This is a genomic window from Rhabdobacter roseus (assembly GCF_014202275.1).
GTDB lineage: Bacteria > Bacteroidota > Bacteroidia > Cytophagales > Spirosomataceae > Rhabdobacter > Rhabdobacter roseus.
In genome coordinates this window covers 352,967-369,661 of sequence record NZ_JACHGF010000005.1, presented here as the reverse complement: position 1 = coordinate 369,661, position 16,695 = coordinate 352,967, and the positions used below count along the sequence as shown (strand labels likewise).

The following is a 16,695-nucleotide window of genomic DNA, read 5'->3' as shown; positions in this document are numbered from 1 at the left end:
CCAAAAAAATAGAAGTGAGCCAGATTTTTAACTCAGTAAAATGAGCAAGAGCAGCGGTACATCGCTGTGCAAAGGAAGGTACTTACGAATGAAACGGTTGGCCTTGAGCATATGATCTTTCACGGTTCCTTTGGAAATAGCCAACTGGCTGGCTATTTCATCAAAATTCATTTCCTCAAAGCGGTACATGCGGAAAATCTTTTGGCGCTGAGTAGGTAGTTGGGAGATGATTTGTTCCACCTGTACTTCCAGGTCAGCGGCAAAGATGGCATCTTCGGTCTCATTATGCTCCGTAGCCAAAGAACGGCAAATTTCCCGTTGGAGAGTCTGCTCCCGGTTGGCTCTTTGGAGCAGGGTAAGTATATGGTTTTTGCAAATTTTGATCAGGTACCCTTTCAAAGAAAGGTCTGGATTGAGCGTGTGTCGGTTTTCCCATACTTTAAGAAAAACGTCATGAACGGCCTCTTCGGCCAGCACCGACGACTTCAGGAATTTTAAAGAAAAGTGAAAAAGATAGCGGTGATAGGCCTCATAGAAACTGGTGAAAGACCGCAAATCTCCTTTCCTGATGCCTTCTGCCAAATCGTTGTCATCCAGAATGACCTTTTTCATCGTATTAATAATCGTGAGATTAGTCGCCACAGTCAGGCACAAAGTATAAAAATAGGGAAATAAAATTCAACTTTTCAACTATTTAACTTCAACCGCCTGAAAGAACCTCGCAGCCCTATGGCGAGCAGTAGCAGGTACCTAGTGCACTACGAAAAAGAATACCCTGGCCACAGTAGGTTTATAATAGGTATACCGGAATAGCCTGCGTGTCGGGCCATAACCAACCAGGGAAGGTACTTATTTCAGCCAATCGCCAATAGTAGGGCCATATTCTTCGGGCTTTACGGAAGTTCGTAGGAATGAACGTTGCCCGGATTGTTTGCTCAGGGTACTTTTAAAAATGGAGCCACTAACCTCCTGACCAAGCTCCTGATCCGTGGCGTCTACCGGGTTGACCAGTAGCAGTTTGGATTGGCGAAACCCCGCCACCAAATCCGGCAAATCATAGGCCTGCATAGCACCCGCCACGGCCGACATGGCAAATTTCGCTTTATAGAGCCTTTCTTCCGTAATGGACTGGTACGAGGCCAGTGGGCGCAATAAAACGATCCCGTCAAACGGATTGTCAAACGTGGCGGCATGAAGCAGGTCTGAGGTGAAGGTACCAGCGGCCACCACCGCCAGCGGCCTGGGAGCGGTAAATGATTTCTTGATAAAGCTGGCCAACATACTAATTTCTTCGGCCCGTACGGCTACGAGGCTTTTATGGGTTAAAATCCCGGCATACCATAGATTCAGGGGAATGCCTTCGATCACGGAGTCGCCGCCCTGCATGTAGCCGTGGCCCAGCTCTCCCGTGCCGCTGAGGTCCGGCACAATCACCTCATGCCCAGCGCTCACGAGTTGATGCGCCAATTCTCCTTGTTTTAGGGCCAGCGCTTTTCCCCGGTCATCCAGTAACAGAATGGCTTTTCCCGAGGTATTTACCGGTTTTAGCCACAAGACGGGCAGGTGGTAGTCACCGGGACCTTTCAGGAGGTACTTTTCGATGGTATAGGTTTCCATCTGCGTCTTTCCCGAAAAAAGGACGCTCGGGCTGGCGGTAGGATGCTTATAGCCCGAATACGATATCGCTTTAGCCCGGATGTTTTTCGGGTCGGTAGATTGCTGCGCTCTTTTTTGCACCATATCCGCCGCGTATTTTTTATTCATGCTGAACAGCGACTCTCCTTTTCTGTCTTTTTGGACGTCGCCGCCCGGCGTAACGAACAAGTCTTCTTCGGAGAAAATGGTCACAGTTTGGTCTTCCGAACTACCGGGATTATTCAGGTACTTTTGAAAAAAAGCGTAGGTGGCTTCCCGGTTCTTAGGCGTAGAGGCATGAGCGGCGTCATCTTCGACCTTGGCGAGTTGCTCCGTTTTACCCAGCGCCTGGAAAGCCTTTTGGGCTTCCTGGTACGTATCTCTGACGCCCTGTATGCTGAACATGTCCCGGGTGGTACTTACAATCAGTGTAGGTTTCGGAGCCCGTACTTCAATCAAATCGGCCAGGTCGAGCCCTTTGGCCAAAAAGTGCATCAGATTTTGTTCGGCATCCTGAGGGCCGGCCGATTGCAGCAGTTTGTCAAACGAAGTAATGTAGCATTCCGGCGCTGCGGCCAGCACGCGGTCGTCCAGAGCGGCTATGTAGGCCGTTTGGGTACCTCCGCCCGACCGGCCCGTAACCCCGATCCGCGTACCATCTACTTCCGGTCGGCTGAGCAGGTAGTCGATGGCCCGAATACCATCCCAGACGAAGTAGTTGGCGGGGGCAAGCCTGCAATAAAGGAGGGCACCCCGGCGTAGGAATGCTCCTTGGTAGGTGCCGACTTATCCGCTACGTCTCGGTAATCACGGCGCTCTCCCTGCCCAATGGGATCAAAAGCCAGCACGATAAAGCCTTTTTCCACGTAGTTCAGGATCGTATGCTGGTACACATCGGCCCGGAACCCCACGGGACTATGACCACTGCAATACAGGATAGCGGGTACTTTGCCGGATCGGTTTTTGGGCAGAAACAACGCTGCGGTTACGAAATAGCCGGGCCGCGACTCAAAGTACAGTTTTTCAACCGTACATTTTTCGCGATCCAAGGTACCTGTGACCACGGGGTTGAGGGGTGTTTTGGCAGGAAAAGGCCCCATGGCTTCGGCAAGTTGAGCCTTCACCCAGGCTTGCCTTCGTTGCCAATCCGCCTTCGTTTGGAGCTTTTCAACCGCGCCCCGGCGCTCTTCCAGCTGCTCCGAAGCATGGCTGTAGAGGTGTTTATACAGCGAAACCGAAGGGGTACCTGCGTGGTATTTCCAGTAATCAAAAACCAACAGGTTGTCCTGGGCGGAAAGAGTACTGGCCGCGCCACAAAGTAGGAGCATCAGTACACAGCGGAAGCTCTTGCTCCCGGTTGTAAATGGGGCGGTCAGTCTGATTTTTTTAGCAGGCATAGCTTGTTTATACAATCAATACTTTTGAATGGGTGAATGGCCCTTTGTTAACGGGTAGGGCTTACTCTGCGACACGGCTTTCTTCGTGTACCGGCTTTCCATCCACGTCATAGTGGGTAAACGTAATCCGGGGTTTTGGGCCTTCGCGCGCTACTTGGATACCCAGGAAGCCACCTTTTACGCGCAGAAAGCGGTGCTCCTCCCGTACTTCATCCGGATTCCATCCCTGGGCGTGCGCATCGCTTACGGGGCCGGAACCAAACTCCAGCAAACCGGTGGGTTTATCTACCGATACGTACTGCCAGTGCCGGTCCCCGTTGACGACAAACATGTTTTTTTGCCGAGATAGGTAGTTTCGAAGCCAGGTACCTTCCGACTGAAAGGCTTTATTGGCGTGGTTGTCGGTTTTTTTGTCCCGGTCCGGCCCAACGACCGGCGTGGGCGAGAAAAGAATTTTGAAGGTTGCGTCAGAAGCTTCTACCGAGCGGGTAAACCATTGTTTCTGGGCGGAGCCCCAAATGGTTTTGTCGGGGCTATCGGGTAGGGTATTCGGCGAGCGAAATTCCCGGCCTTCCACCAGCCATAGTTGTAGGTCTTGGCCCCAACGAAAAGTACGATAGGGGGTACCTTGAAGGGGCGCGTTTTCCCGCCATATTTTCAAGCCATCCTGAAAGGTTAATTCGCCATAGGCCGCAGACGAGGGGTACGCGTCGTCCCGCAAAAGATCATGGTCGTCTTTGAGCAGGTAGGCGGGGGTACTTTTATAAAAGTCCACCAAAGACGGCCAGGAGTCCATGGCATGCCACTGGTGTCGGGCTTTTTCCGGGGTGGTGGCCAGGGGGCCGGGCTTGTCGTAGTAAACGTAGTCGCCAGTATGCACAAAAAAGTCAGGGTTCAGGCGGCGCATGCTATCGTAGGTTTTGAACCCCCGCTGGTCGTCATCGTAGCTCCAGAAGTACTGGCAGGTAGAGGTCACCAGTTGCACGGCTTTTTCGGTATGGGCTTCGGGGGCCGTTTGAAAGGTACCCGTATTGACAAAAATAAGGCCATCTTCGGTCGGTTTCGCTTCCCATTTGATCTGGTAGGTCGTGGCGGGCTGAAGGGTACTGAAGGGGATTTGAACCGTGAAATCATGCTCGGGTAGGGCCGGGAACCAATCTGACCGCAGGGTACTTTCGCGCGCGGTGAGGGTAGCTCTTACCCAACCAGCCACGCCCTTCACCGCTCCGTCCATGTACTGCACGGGCTGATGCTCGTCGAAATCAATCGGATGTCGAAAAACGGTTTCTACTCTTTTATGGGTGATCGGATTGGGCTTCTCCTGTGCGCAGAGCCTGGTCCAGAGCACGGCGCTATGGCTGGTTACTTCGGCTACTTTACAGCCCGTTGTGAAATAAATAGCGGCCGGTACTCCCTTCGACTTACGGCCCTGGGGCCAAAAAAAACGGGTACGTAGGTCTAAAAGCGAAAAGGAAACCAGGCTGAGGCCTGACTTTTTGAAAAAGCTCCTTCGGCTATCTTTATTCATGTGCCTTGGCTTAGAGGACCCTTAGGTACTTTTCCGAAGTCCCATCAGAGGGTACTTCGGAAAAGTACCTAAGTCAAAGCCTTAGCCTGGCACTTTCTACTTTTAGTCCCAGAGGCGGTCGGGGTACTCGCCCGCCTCGTGCAAGACCTGTAGCGCCGCCTGCACGGTCGGCTTATCCTCGGGATAGGTTACGCCAAACCAGTCGGACTCGCTGCCAAATACCCGGCAACGGCCCAGGTCTTTGAAAATCATGTGCGTCACCACCAGCGGAATGAAAAACTCCGCCTTGGGAGTAGTAAGGTTAGCGCGGGCGTAGCTTTCAAACAAACTTTGGGTAATGGGAAACACCGAAGGCTTGAAACCCCAGAAGTTCATGGAAACGGGCGTTTTGGCCGGAAGCTCGGTCAAGATTTCGTCTTCTTCAAAATAAATATTTCCCAAATCCTCAAAGATCTTGGTCCGCTCTACCACCGACGACAGATTGCCCGAGTCATTGACGATACACACCCCGCGCGACACGGTGCCGTTGGCCGAGAGGGTACGCCGTAGTTCGTAGGCAATCATGGCGTGCTGGGTGTCGTCGGTATTCTGCTCCAGAAAGCGCGCCATCGTGGCGAAGGATTCGCGTCCGTAAAAATCGTCGGCATTGATGACCGCGAAGGGCGTGTGGGTGTGTTCTTGGGCGCAAAGCATGGCGTGGCCGGTACCCCAGGGCTTGGCGCGGTCCACTACGCCCAGGTCTTCGGGTACGTAGGACTGGATGCCCTGAATGGCAAAATCGTACTCGATTTTGCCTTGTAGTTTGGGCGCAAAGGTAGCTTCTACTTCGTCTTTGATGTCTTCCCGCACAATGAACACGACCTTACCAAAACCACCCCGGATGGCGTCGAAAAGGGAATAATCTATGATGGTTTCGCCCTGCGGGCCAAATTGATCGAGCTGCTTGATGCCCCCGTAGCGGCTACCCATGCCGGCGGCTAAGATTAAGAGTGTAGGCTTCATGAATGTTGCGTTTGGATATGCTATTACAAGTTAGAGCTTATTAAATAAAAAGCCGAATTCAGGCTTTCATAACCACAAAACAAGGGCAAATTTGGGAAGGAAGAACTACCTTTTAGAAAGTTTTGGGCTAGGCTTAAATAAAAAAGCGCCGCGTGGAAGCTCGCGACGCTTTAAATCAAACTTAATCAAGAAAAATCTATACGGCAAAACTTTCGCCACAACCGCAGGTGCGGGATGCATTCGGGTTGACGAACTGAAAGCCCTTTCCGTTGAGCCCGTCGCTAAAATCAAGTACCGTACCGGCCAGGTACAGGATACTCTTTTTATCAACGACGATTTTAATTCCTTTATCTTCAAAAATCATGTCCGTAGGCATACTTTCCGAGTCAAACTCGAGGTTGTACATCAGCCCCGAACAGCCACCGCCCAGTACTCCCACGCGGATGTGGTTCTCGTGGGTACGGCCTTCCTTGGCGCGGAGTTGAATGATTTTGTCTTTGGCTTTGTCCGTTACAGTTACCATTCTCAGTACGACTAGTCGTTTATCAGTTTCAATAATAATAACTTTTTCCCGGCGGGGAAAGTTCAGGCGGGAGCCTTTCTCCGAATCATTTTTTCTCGAGTACCTTCGGTCCTTCCTGGTTGATGCCCGATACGTGAACTACCCCCGTGATACCCGCCTGGGCAAAGGTTTCCTGCATGGCCTGGCCCACGCGCTCGGCGTCGGCGCGGCTGCGGCTGAGGGCAAACATCGACGGCCCGGCTCCCGAAATGCTGCATCCCAGCGCCCCGCTTTCCAGGGCCGCCTGTTTTACTTCGTTGAATTCGGGGATCAGGATGGCCCGCACGGGCTCAATGATGACATCCACCATGGAGCGGCTAATGAGGCCGAAGTCTTCTTTCATGAGCCCGGTGATGAGCCCGGCCACGTTGCCCATTTGGGAAATGGCGTTTTTGAGCGAAACCTCGTTGCGCAGAATGTAGCGGGCATCTTTGGTGTTCACCTCGATGTCGGGGCTCACCAGCGTGCAGTGCAGGCTTGCGGGTACGGGTACCCGGAACACGTCCAGCGGCTGGTAGCTCCGGATCACCACGAAGCCGCCCAGCAGCGCCGGGCCTACGTTGTCGGCGTGGGCTGAGCCGCAGGCAATGCGCTCACCCTCAATGGCAAAGGGCAGGAGCTCTTCGCGGCTGAGGGGCTGGCCCAGCAGCTCGTTGATGGCAAATACACCCGCTACGGCGCTGGCTGCGCTGGAGCCCATGCCACTGCCCAGCGGCATGTTTTTGTGCAGTACTACCTCGCAGCCCAGGTCGGAGCGGCCGAGCTTTTCCAGCAGGCGAAGCATCACGACGGTCACGGCGTTGCGGTCGGCCTGGCGGGGCAGCCGCCCGCCGTCGCCCGTAATGTCGGTAATGACAATGCCGGGCTCGTCGCGGCGGCGGAGCTCTACGACGTCGCCGGGTTCATCCACGGCAAAGCCAAATATATCAAACCCGCAGGCTACGTTGGCTACGGTAGCGGGGGCAAAGGCTTTTATATACTCCATGATGGTTGGTCAATTCTGCTTTTTACACGAGGAGGTACTTTACCCCAAATAGCTACTGATGCTCATAATATCGGCAAATACGCCCGAGGCCGTTACTTCGGCCCCGGCGCCGGGGCCTTTGACCACCAGCGGCCGGTCCTTGTAACGCTCCGTAGTGAAGGACACGATGTTGTCGCTCCCCGACAGCGTGTAGAACGGATGCTGCGGGCCGACGGTACGTAGCTCCACGGTGGCGCGGTCGTTTTCGAGCGTGGCGATGTAGCGAAGTACCTCGCCTTGGGCCTGGGCGTCGGTCAGGAGTTTTTCGAAATAGTCGTTAGACGCTTCCAGCTCGGCAAAGAAGGCTTCGATACTGGGGGCCTGCTGGCAGTTGTCGGGCAAGAGTTGGGCAATGGCGATGTCTTCCGGCTCCAAAGGTACCCCTACTTCGCGGGCCAGGATCAGAATCTTGCGGGCCACGTCGGTACCGCTGAGGTCGTCGCGCGGGTCGGGCTCGGTGTAGCCCTTGGCCTTGGCCTCGCGTACCACGTCCACGAAGCGTACGCCCGGACCGAAGGTGTTGAAGATGTAAGACAAAGTACCCGACAGGATTGCCTCGATTTTCAGGAACTTATCCCCACTGGCCATCAGGCCCTGGATGGTATTGATGATGGGCAGCCCGGCTCCCACGTTGGTTTCGTACAGGAACTTGACGCCCCGGTGCAGGGCCATGCGCTGCAGCTGAAGGTACTCGGCATAACGGCCCGAGTTGGCTACCTTGTTGGGCGTCACAACCGAAATATTGGCGTCGAGCAGATCGCCGTAGTAGTATACAATGTCTTTGTCGGACGTACAGTCCACAAACACGCTGTTGGGTAGGTTGAGCTCGATGATGCGCTGCACAAAAGCCGGAAGGCTGGTTTTTACGCCCAGCTCGTCGAGCTCGTCGCGCCAGCGCGTGGGATCAATGCCGTCGGGCTCGAGCAACATTTTTTTGGTATTGGTGAGTCCGGCCACGTTCAGTTTCAGAAATTTTTCGTCACGCAGGTAGGTCGTTTGGTTCCGGATTTGTTCCAGCAAAGTACCCCCAATGAGCCCCACGCCCACAATGAAAAGGTTGAGCGAACGGGTTTCGGATTGGAAAAATACCCCGTGAATGGCGTTGAGGGCTTTGGATAAATCGTTTTTGGAAAGTACCACCGAAATATTCAACTCCGAAGAGCCCTGGGCCGTGGCAATGACGTTGATCCCGTTTTTGCCCAATACCGAAAACAGTTTTCCCGACACCCCGGTACTTTTCTTCATGCCTTCGCCCACGATGGCGATGATGGAGAGGTTTTTCTCGATGCTGATGCTGTCAATATCCCCCACGGCGATTTCCGCCTCGAAGGCTTTCTGAAGTACCTCCCGGGCGCGGTCGGCGTTGCGCGGGTCGATGGTGAAGCAGATGGAGTGCTCCGAGGAGGCCTGCGAAATAAGGATCACGCTGATGCGGTGGTCGGACAGAGCCGTGAAAAGCCGGGCCGAAATCCCGGCCACGCCAATCATGCCACTTCCCTGAATATTCACCAGGGCCACGTCGTCGATGGACGAAATACCCGTAATGGCGTACTCTTTGCCGTTGGCCGAGCGGTGTACCAAGGTACCTTCGAAGGCCGTATTGAAGGTATTAAGTACCTTGATGAGAATGTTCTTGGCAAAAGCGGGCTGCAGGCTGGGTGGATAAATGACCTTGGCCCCGAAGTGCGAGAGCTCCATGGCCTCGGCGTAGGAGATGGACGGGATCGTGAAGGCGTTAGGTACCTTGCGCGGGTCGGCGGTCATCATGCCATCCACGTCGGTCCAGATCTCGATGACCTCGGCGTCCAGCGCCGCGCCGAAGATGGAAGCCGTGTAGTCTGAGCCGCCGCGGCCCAGCGTAGTGGTGATGCCGTCGGCGGTGGAAGCCACAAAACCCGTGACACAGGGCAGCGCCGAGGTCTTGGCAAAGTATTCCAGGATCTGCCGGTTGGTAATTTCAAAATCGACCTCCGCCAGGCCAAAATGGTCGTTGGTGCGGATCAGGGAGCGGGCGTCGCAGTATTCGGTGGCGATGCCCCGGTGCTTGAGGGCTTCGGTGATGATGGTGGTGGAGAGCCGTTCGCCGAAGCTCATGATGAGGTCCAGGGTGCGAGGCGTGAGCTCGCGGATCAGCGAAACACCCCGCAGCAGGTCTTCGAGCTCGTTGAAGAGGCCCTTGACGGCGGCGAAAGTAGTACTCTGATTTTTGACGTTCAGGAGGCCGCGGATGGTGGCAAAGTGGCGTTCTTCCACGGCTTTCAGAAGCTCCAGGTACTCGGCTTGCCCCGCCGAAGCCATCCGGCCAATTTCGATCAGGCGGTTGGTAACGCCCCCCATGGCGGAAAAAATAACCGCCATGCGTTCGCCTTGGGCCAGGTTGTTTTCCAGGATGGATATGACTTGCTTAATGGTATCAACCGTACCGACCGACGTGCCGCCAAATTTAAGAACTTTCATTAACTACCGAATTCGAAATAAAGAGAATGACAAAAGGATGATTGCTAGGCAATTCTATCAGGCTGCAAATATAGCAATTCGCCTGCCGGTCGGATGATTTTCCCCCAAAAAGTACGTAAGCTGCGAAAATGTTGCTTATTTTTCTTGATCCATTGCTTGCTACTACCCAACCCTTCGACCCTGCCCGCCTATGCTGTATCGTTACCGTGTGCTGACGTTCCTGTTTTCGTTGTCCATGATCACCTACCTCGATCGCGTGTGTATCTCGGTGGTGGGCAAACGCATGAAAGACGACCTCGACCTCACCAACGAGCAGTTTGGCTGGATTCTGGGCGCTTTTTCGCTGGCCTACGCGCTTTTTGAAGTACCTACCGGTGCCCTCGGCGACCGCGTCGGCCCTCGCCGGGTACTGCTCCGGGTGGTACTTTGGTGGTCGCTCTTTACGGCCCTGACGGGCGTAGCCTCCGGCCTGATCGCGCTCATTGTCATACGCTTCCTGTTCGGGATGGGCGAGGCGGGCGCTTACCCCAACAGCTCCATCGTGATAGCCCGCTGGTTTCCGGCGGTCGAAACGGGCCGGGCGCAGGCGTTTATCTGGGCCGCCGGGCGCCTGGGCGGTGCCGTGGCACCCCTGGTGATGGTACCTTTGGCCGCTTCGCTGGGCTGGCGGGCGTCGTTCTACACCATGGGGCTGGTGGGGGTCGTGTGGGCCGTGGTGTGGTACTATTGGTTTCGGGATTTCCCCAACGAGAAAAAGGGCGTGTCCGAGAAAGAGCTCCGATACATTGAGCAGTACCGCCGCTTTCGTCCGCAGGCGCACAGCCTGGCCTGGGGCGCGCTGCTGCGCAGCCGCAACCTCTGGGCACTCGTAATCATGTTTCATTTCTACATGTACGGAGCTTACTTCTTCTACAGCTGGATGCCCATCTACCTTCAGGAAGGGCGGCACTTCTCCGAAGCCGACATGCAGCTTTTTACCACGCTGCCTTTTCTGTCGGGGGCGGTGGGCTGCTTCGCAGGCGGCTTCCTGAGCGACTGGCTCGTGAAGCGTTTCGGCCTGCGCGTGGGCCGCGCCAGTGTGGGGCTGGTGGGCATGGGCTTGTCGAGTGCCGTTATGTGGACCTCAGCCCTGACCACCGACAACGTGACGGCGGCCTACCTGCTGTCGTTGGGGATGCTTTTCAAGGACCTGACGCTGCCCGTATCGTTTGCCGTCTGCGTGGATATTGGCAAGAGCCGCGCGGGTACCGTAGCCGGTACCATGAACATGATCGGGCAGCTGGGTGGTTTTTTCCTGGCGGTATTTTTTGGCAGAATCGTGGACGTCACCGGCGACTACACCTATCCGCTCTACATCATAGGTACCTTGCTGGCCTTTAGCAGCTTGCTTTGGCTGGTCATTGACCCCACCAAGGAACTGACCTGGACCGGTACCCCGCCCACTAGTGTGGATACGGGTATTCTGGATGGATAGCGACCGCGGGTAAGTAGAGGCCGGGGCAAGGGTACTTATTAAAGGAATCAACCCTCACGAAGTGTCTGCAATAGACAGCCAAAGTCCCTCAGCAACGGCCCGGAGGCTAGGTTATGTGGAGGTACTTGAAGTACCTATGAATGGCTTAAATTTATTGATTATTAGGAAGTTACTTTCGATGCAGTGCCGAATTGGTTCTTCGGGTTTGAAAAGTTAAGTTTGCTCTCGACTCAACCTTAACAATGTCTTAAAGTGGAAAGCTAGACGGTCTCTGAGGGTTTGCGTAACTATGCACTCAATCTAAATCGACTACGGATGTGAAACCGATTGATAGCCCATGCATGGACAGGGACGATCAGGACTGGAAGGCTTTTTTGGCTGATGACGAAACGGCCTTACGAAAACTCATGGAGCGTTTTTACGGACCGCTACTAAATTATGGCAGCAAATACAGCAAAAGCAAAGAAGTAATTAAAGACTGCATTCAGGAGCTTTTTATTGATCTTTGGTTCCAACGTCATCAGGTAGCACAACCCCATTCGGTCAAAGCTTATTTGCTCATTTCGCTACGCCGACGACTGGCACGAAAGCTGTCAAAAGCGTCGGTTCTTCGCCTAAGTGACCAGCCCGTAGACGACGAAAAGTTATTTTATTTTGAATCATCCCCCGAGCTCCTCTTCATTGAAAGGGAGAGTATTGTCCGCCAGGCCCAGCGGGTAGCGGAGTACCTCAACGAACTACCCCGCCGGCAGCGCGAGATTGTTTACCTTAAATACTACCAAAACCTCACGCGCGAGGAAATCGCGGAGGTCATGGGGATCTCCCACCAATCGGTTTCTAATCTGCTCCAGAAGGCGCTGTATAGCCTTCGCCAAGTCGTTCCCCACGACTTAAGCTTTATACTTCTAGGGCTATCGGTCGCTGATCAACTCTTTTCCTGATTTCTTTCCATTATTTTTCTCAAAAAGAGGGTATGTGCCTACGCGCGGCTGCATCTCTGATTAAAAGCGCGCCGTTTCATGTTCAACTATGCTTTCTATACCGCAGAAGAATTTCTGAAAGACGAATGGTTTCGTGAGTGGGTTCTAAGTCCTAGCCCCCAGTCAGAGGACTTTTGGAACGAATGGCTGCGGTTGAACCCGGAAAAACAAGCTACGGTTGATCAGGCTCGGGCCTGGCTCAGGGTACTGGAAATGCCCCATCAGCAGGTCTCCAAAGCGGAAATGGATGAGGCCATTGATGAAACCTGGAGCCTTATCCAGCAACGACAAGCCCCAGCGGGCCGGGTGATGTCACTTCGGGCCTGGAGCCGCGTGGCTGCGGCCGCTATGGTGGTACTTGGCTTAAGCTGGGCGTGGTTTCTGTACGAGAATCGCAGCCCTTCACAGCCTTCAACGTCTCAGGCCGCTACTCAGCCCCAGGGTCTGATAACCATCACCAATAACGAGCCAAAAGCCAGGCTGGTGCAGCTGCCAGATGGGAGCCGGATTACCCTTGAGCCACTGGCGAGCGTGAATTATCCAAAAGAATTCGGGGAAGCCGAACGAAGAATTTACCTGAAGGGAAATGCGTTTTTTGAGGTGGCACATAATCCCGCCAAGCCATTTTGGGTACTTACCGAAAAATTAGTAACCCGGGTACTGGGCACGAGCTTCTGGATTGAAGCGGATGCAGGGAGGCCGGAGAGCCGGGTGATTGTCAAAACCGGCAAAGTGTCGGTATTCCGAACGGCCGATCTGCGCCAGCAAGCCTCGAACAAAGAAGGCGTTGTCTTAACGCCAAATCAGCAGGTGAGGCTGTTGACCGAAGGCCAGCGGTTGGCTAAGTCGCTTGTGGAAGAGCCCGTCGTTGTTCAGCCGATGGACGACTCCCCGGAGTTTAATTACGTAGAAGCCCCTGCCTCTCAGATTTTCCGGGATTTAAGCCAAGCCTACGGCATTGAGCTAGTGTACGACGAACAAGTATTGAAGCACTGCCAGATCACGGCCACCCTGGGTAGTGAAACGTTCGCCGAAAAACTGGACTTACTCTGCCGTAGTATTCACTCCTCCTACGAAATTATTGAAACACAAGTAGTTATTTATAGCAAGGGATGTAAGTAGTATGTCGTAGAAAAGAGCCGGTAGTGGATGCAACACGACCGGCTCCGAAAGTACCCGCCCCAAGTTTGGATACCTCATTTTGATGAGGGCGGGATTGTTGTGCCAGTTTACACTAACCAAACCACCAAAAGTATGAAAAAAGGAATACTTATTCACTCTCAAATCTGCCAAATGATGCGTGTCAGCTTCATTCAATTGCTGTTGCTAACAGCCGTGGCCGGTATGGCCTACGCCCGGGATGCGGCTGCCCAGGATTTGCTTCACCGCAAAGTATCTCTGGAAGTAAACGAGCAGGAAGTCAAAGCTGTATTGCGGCAGCTTGAGAAGCAGGTAGAGGTGCGGTTTATGTATAGCCCGCAGGTAGTTCCTGCCAGTCGTAAAGTATCTTTGAAAGTAAGCAACCAACCGCTCGCTGACGTACTGACGAGCCTTCTGAGGCCGCTCGATGTGGTTTATGAAGTGAGGGGAAAGCAAATCCTGTTGGATAAAGTACCCACCCCTGACCAAACGGCCGTGCCCAGCGCGGCTAAGGCCTATGAGTCCGCCGCCCGTACCATAACGGGTACGGTGACGGATGCCGAAAATAGGCAGGCGATCCCGGGAGTGACGGTGGTGGTGAAAGGTACCACCAAGGGTACCACCACCGATGGCAACGGGGAATATACCCTACGGATCGATGATAACGATCAGGTACTGGTATTCAGCTTTGTGGGGTATCAATCGCAGGAAATAGCGCTCGACAGTCGGTCAAACCTGAGTATTGTCCTCACGCCCGAAGTGAAAGCCCTCAGTGAAGTAGTGGTGGTAGGCTACGGTACTCAGCGCAAAACCTCAACAACGGCGGCCGTGTCTACGGTAAAAGGGGATGAATTAAAAGCGGCCCCGGTAGCTAATATCAATAACAGTATAGCCGGGCGCGTGTCCGGAGTTTTGGCGTTTCAGGCCAGCGGCGAGCCCGGTCGCGATGCCTCAACCATCCGGGTGAGGGGGCTAGGTACTACGGGGTCGCAAAACGGAGCGCTCACCATTGTGGATGGTATCCCACGGCCTTTTTCCCAACTGAACCCCAACGAAATAGAGAGTATTACGGTACTTAAAGATGCTGCCGCCGTAGCTCCTTACGGGTTGGCGGGAGCTAATGGGGTTATCCTGGTGACGACCAAACGGGGAAAGGCGGGAAAAATATCCCTGAGCTACAGCGGCTGGACCGGCATCCAGCGGCCCACCAGGTATCCCGACTACCTGAATGCCTACGAATTTGCGTCTCTCCTGAACACCGCCAACCAAAACGCAGGGTTATCGCCGACCTATACCGAAGAACAATTGCAGAAGTACCGCGACGGCTCCGATCCGGATCACTATCCCGATCATGATTGGGTCCGGGAAGTCATAAACTTCAACGCGCCCATGACCAACCATGATCTGACGCTAACGGGTGGCTCGGAAAAAATCCGGTACTTTAGCTCTATCAGGTACCTCTACCAAGAAGGTGCCGTGCGTACCATTAACTTTTCGCGCGTCAATTTGTCCACGAATGTCGATGTGAATGCCACTCCAACTACGACCGTCTCTTTGGATGTAAAGGGCGCCTTGGAGACCACCAAGAACCCCGGATCTACTACCGGGACGGGTATATTCACGTCCGTAACCAAAAACCCGCCCCTGCTGACCAATCAGCTGTCGTTTCAGAACGGCCTGCCCGGCAATGAGCTTTTACCCGCCATTTACGAGAGTGGCTATAACAATACGAATAGCAACATGCTGTTTACTCAACTGGCCGTTGAGCAGCAATTACCCTTTGTGCCGGGACTGGCCCTTAAAGCCGTAGCGGCCTATGACCTGAATTATTCTTTCAACAAAGCGTGGCAAGTGCCCTTTACCTACTACGCCCTCAACGCTCAGGATCAGTTTGTGCCCACCAAGGGGGGCGTAGGAGCGCCGCAGCTGTCACAAGCCTTCAGCCAGAGCCCCCGAACAACCCTCCAGGGCTATCTCACTTACACCAATACCTTTGGTAAACACGCCATCAATATGTTAGGGGTACTTGAGCAGCGTAACGGGCAGTCCAACCAATTCTCCGCCTCCCGGCTCAACTATTCCGTTTATTTGGATGAGCTTTCGGTAGGGAGTACTAATAAAGTCAACTACGACAACGCCGGCTCATCCAGTGCCAGCAAGCAGGTGGGTTTTGTCGGCCGGGCCAGCTATAACTTCGCCGAGAAGTACCTCGTCGAGCTGGCGGGGCGTTACGATGGCCATTACTACTTCGCGCCGGGCAAACGATTTGCCTTCTTTCCGGCTGCGTCCATCGGCTGGCGGCTTTCGGAAGAAGCGTTTTTCAAAGATCGGGTACGTTGGGTAAACAACTTAAAGGTTCGGACTTCGTACGGAAAGTCGGGCAACCTGGCCGGTAGTGCTTTTCAATACTTAAGTACCTACGGACTGGCCAACAGCTACGTATTTGGCGGAACCCAATTTTACCAAACGCAGGGCGTTTTTGAGCGCAACGAAGCCAACCCGGCCATCACCTGGGAAACGGCCAATAAATTTGACGTTGGGTTTGAAGCTTCCCTGTGGAATGGACGGCTGAACCTGGAGGCCGATTATTTCAATGAGATGCGCTCCAATATGCTGGTTTCGCCCAGCCAGACGGTGCCGGTCGAATACGGCATCGGTATATCACAGGTGAACGCCGGCGAAATGATCAACCGGGGGGTGGACCTATCGCTCAATACCCGCCAAACGCTTGGCAAGGAGCTTCGGCTAGACGCCACCTTTAATTTTACCTACGCGGCCAACAAGCTGGTACAGACGTTTGAAAATGCCTCCACTTTCAACAACCCCAACCGCCGCCGGACCGACCGCGCCTACAACTCCCGTTTTGGCTACCGGGCTATCGGGTACTTTCAGTCGGAGGAAGAGATTAAAGCAGCTGCTACCCAGTTTGGTGCCCTGAAACCCGGTGATATTAAGTACGAGGATATCAACAACGACGGCAAAATCGACAGCCAAGACGAAGTTTTCATCGGCAAGCCGCTGGAGCCACAGATGATTCTGGGGCTGACCACCAACCTGTCCTGGCGGGGTTTTGATCTGAACCTACTCTGGCAGGGAGCGGCCTCAAGTACCATCTTGCTGGAAAATGAAGCCCAACTGCCGTTTTTTAACGGGGCCAAGGTATTTCGGGAGCAGCTGGACTACTGGACGCCCGAAAACCCCAACGCGGGTTACCCACGCATAACGCCTTCGCCCACCACCAACAATAGCCAGGTGTCGTCTTTCTGGGTGCGAGACGGAAGCTACCTGCGGCTGAAAACGCTCGATTTTGGGTACAGCCTGCCTTCGTCGATTCTCGGCCGACTGAAAGCCCAGACGGTACGCATCTATGTATCAGGTCAGAACCTGCTTACCTTTTCCAAAGTACCCTTTCTAGATCCGGAACTAGCCAGCAACCGGGCGCGGTACTACTTCCAGCAAAAGGTGTATACAGCCGGCTTGACCATTGGTTTCTAAC

The 16,695-nt window shown here is 54.0% G+C and carries 12 protein-coding genes; 4 read left to right on the top strand and 8 right to left on the bottom strand.

What is annotated here, in order from left to right:
* Nucleotides 1-27: 27 nt before the first annotated feature.
* The 8 genes from HNQ92_RS17865 to thrA all read right to left on the bottom strand — a co-directional run bounded on the left by HNQ92_RS17865 (nucleotide 28) and on the right by thrA (nucleotide 9,605).
* Nucleotides 28-612 (bottom strand): RNA polymerase sigma-70 factor, encoded by a 585-nt coding sequence (locus tag HNQ92_RS17865; RefSeq protein WP_184175692.1) that lies wholly within the window; start codon nucleotides 610-612, stop codon nucleotides 28-30.
* A 237-nt stretch (nucleotides 613-849) separates the two neighbouring features.
* Complete coding sequence (locus tag HNQ92_RS17860) at nucleotides 850-2,283, bottom strand: alpha/beta hydrolase family protein (protein WP_343063014.1); 1,434 nt, start codon at nucleotides 2,281-2,283, stop codon at nucleotides 850-852.
* 11 nt (nucleotides 2,284-2,294) lie between these two features.
* The gene (locus HNQ92_RS28950; protein ID WP_184175689.1) at nucleotides 2,295-2,963 is read right to left on the bottom strand and encodes an acetylxylan esterase; all 669 of its coding nucleotides are present in this window, start codon (nucleotides 2,961-2,963) and stop codon (nucleotides 2,295-2,297) included.
* Between the two features lie 130 nt (nucleotides 2,964-3,093).
* The gene (locus HNQ92_RS17850) at nucleotides 3,094-4,560 is read right to left on the bottom strand and encodes an alkaline phosphatase D family protein (protein WP_184175687.1); all 1,467 of its coding nucleotides are present in this window, start codon (nucleotides 4,558-4,560) and stop codon (nucleotides 3,094-3,096) included.
* 102 nt (nucleotides 4,561-4,662) lie between these two features.
* The gene (locus HNQ92_RS17845) at nucleotides 4,663-5,562 is read right to left on the bottom strand and encodes a nucleotidyltransferase family protein (RefSeq protein WP_184175684.1); all 900 of its coding nucleotides are present in this window, start codon (nucleotides 5,560-5,562) and stop codon (nucleotides 4,663-4,665) included.
* A gap of 196 nt (nucleotides 5,563-5,758) precedes the next feature.
* Complete coding sequence (locus tag HNQ92_RS17840) at nucleotides 5,759-6,085, bottom strand: HesB/IscA family protein (RefSeq protein ID WP_184175681.1); 327 nt, start codon at nucleotides 6,083-6,085, stop codon at nucleotides 5,759-5,761.
* Between the two features lie 85 nt (nucleotides 6,086-6,170).
* Nucleotides 6,171-7,109 carry a homoserine kinase gene (locus HNQ92_RS17835; protein ID WP_184175679.1) on the bottom strand — a complete coding sequence of 313 codons (939 nt, stop codon included), beginning with the start codon at nucleotides 7,107-7,109 and terminating at the stop codon, nucleotides 6,171-6,173.
* A 39-nt stretch (nucleotides 7,110-7,148) separates the two neighbouring features.
* Nucleotides 7,149-9,605: a bifunctional aspartate kinase/homoserine dehydrogenase I gene (gene thrA, locus HNQ92_RS17830; protein ID WP_184175676.1), complete on the bottom strand. Its 2,457-nt coding sequence runs from the start codon at nucleotides 9,603-9,605 to the stop codon at nucleotides 7,149-7,151.
* Between the two features lie 190 nt (nucleotides 9,606-9,795).
* Here thrA and HNQ92_RS17825 point away from each other — a divergent pair, with 190 nt between their 5' ends.
* The 4 genes from HNQ92_RS17825 (at nucleotide 9,796) to HNQ92_RS17810 (ending at nucleotide 16,694) form a co-directional block, all read left to right on the top strand.
* Nucleotides 9,796-11,079: an MFS transporter gene (locus tag HNQ92_RS17825; RefSeq protein WP_184175673.1), complete on the top strand. Its 1,284-nt coding sequence runs from the start codon at nucleotides 9,796-9,798 to the stop codon at nucleotides 11,077-11,079.
* A gap of 341 nt (nucleotides 11,080-11,420) precedes the next feature.
* Nucleotides 11,421-12,020 (top strand): RNA polymerase sigma factor, encoded by a 600-nt coding sequence (locus tag HNQ92_RS17820; RefSeq protein ID WP_184175671.1) that lies wholly within the window; start codon nucleotides 11,421-11,423, stop codon nucleotides 12,018-12,020.
* A 78-nt stretch (nucleotides 12,021-12,098) separates the two neighbouring features.
* Nucleotides 12,099-13,181 (top strand): FecR family protein, encoded by a 1,083-nt coding sequence (locus HNQ92_RS17815; RefSeq protein ID WP_184175668.1) that lies wholly within the window; start codon nucleotides 12,099-12,101, stop codon nucleotides 13,179-13,181.
* Nucleotides 13,182-13,313: 132 nt separating this feature from the next.
* Complete coding sequence (locus tag HNQ92_RS17810) at nucleotides 13,314-16,694, top strand: TonB-dependent receptor (protein ID WP_184175665.1); 3,381 nt, start codon at nucleotides 13,314-13,316, stop codon at nucleotides 16,692-16,694.
* The last annotated feature ends 1 nt before the right edge of the window (nucleotide 16,695 follow it).

What these genes read in the sequence shown, in the direction of transcription:
- HNQ92_RS17825 (WP_184175673.1), top strand. Translation starts at nt 9,796, where the DNA reads ATGCTGTATCGTTACCGTGTGCTGACGTTCCTGTTTTCGTTGTCCATG.
- HNQ92_RS17865 (WP_184175692.1), bottom strand. Translation starts at nt 612, where the DNA reads ATGAAAAAGGTCATTCTGGATGACAACGATTTGGCAGAAGGCATCAGG.
- HNQ92_RS17840 (WP_184175681.1), bottom strand. Translation starts at nt 6,085, where the DNA reads ATGGTAACTGTAACGGACAAAGCCAAAGACAAAATCATTCAACTCCGC.
- HNQ92_RS17820 (WP_184175671.1), top strand. Translation starts at nt 11,421, where the DNA reads ATGGACAGGGACGATCAGGACTGGAAGGCTTTTTTGGCTGATGACGAA.
- HNQ92_RS17810 (WP_184175665.1), top strand. Translation starts at nt 13,314, where the DNA reads ATGAAAAAAGGAATACTTATTCACTCTCAAATCTGCCAAATGATGCGT.
- HNQ92_RS17850 (WP_184175687.1), bottom strand. Translation starts at nt 4,560, where the DNA reads ATGAATAAAGATAGCCGAAGGAGCTTTTTCAAAAAGTCAGGCCTCAGC.
- HNQ92_RS17815 (WP_184175668.1), top strand. Translation starts at nt 12,099, where the DNA reads ATGTTCAACTATGCTTTCTATACCGCAGAAGAATTTCTGAAAGACGAA.
- HNQ92_RS17845 (WP_184175684.1), bottom strand. Translation starts at nt 5,562, where the DNA reads ATGAAGCCTACACTCTTAATCTTAGCCGCCGGCATGGGTAGCCGCTAC.
- HNQ92_RS17835 (WP_184175679.1), bottom strand. Translation starts at nt 7,109, where the DNA reads ATGGAGTATATAAAAGCCTTTGCCCCCGCTACCGTAGCCAACGTAGCC.
- HNQ92_RS28950 (WP_184175689.1), bottom strand. Translation starts at nt 2,963, where the DNA reads ATGCTCCTACTTTGTGGCGCGGCCAGTACTCTTTCCGCCCAGGACAAC.
- thrA (WP_184175676.1), bottom strand. Translation starts at nt 9,605, where the DNA reads ATGAAAGTTCTTAAATTTGGCGGCACGTCGGTCGGTACGGTTGATACC.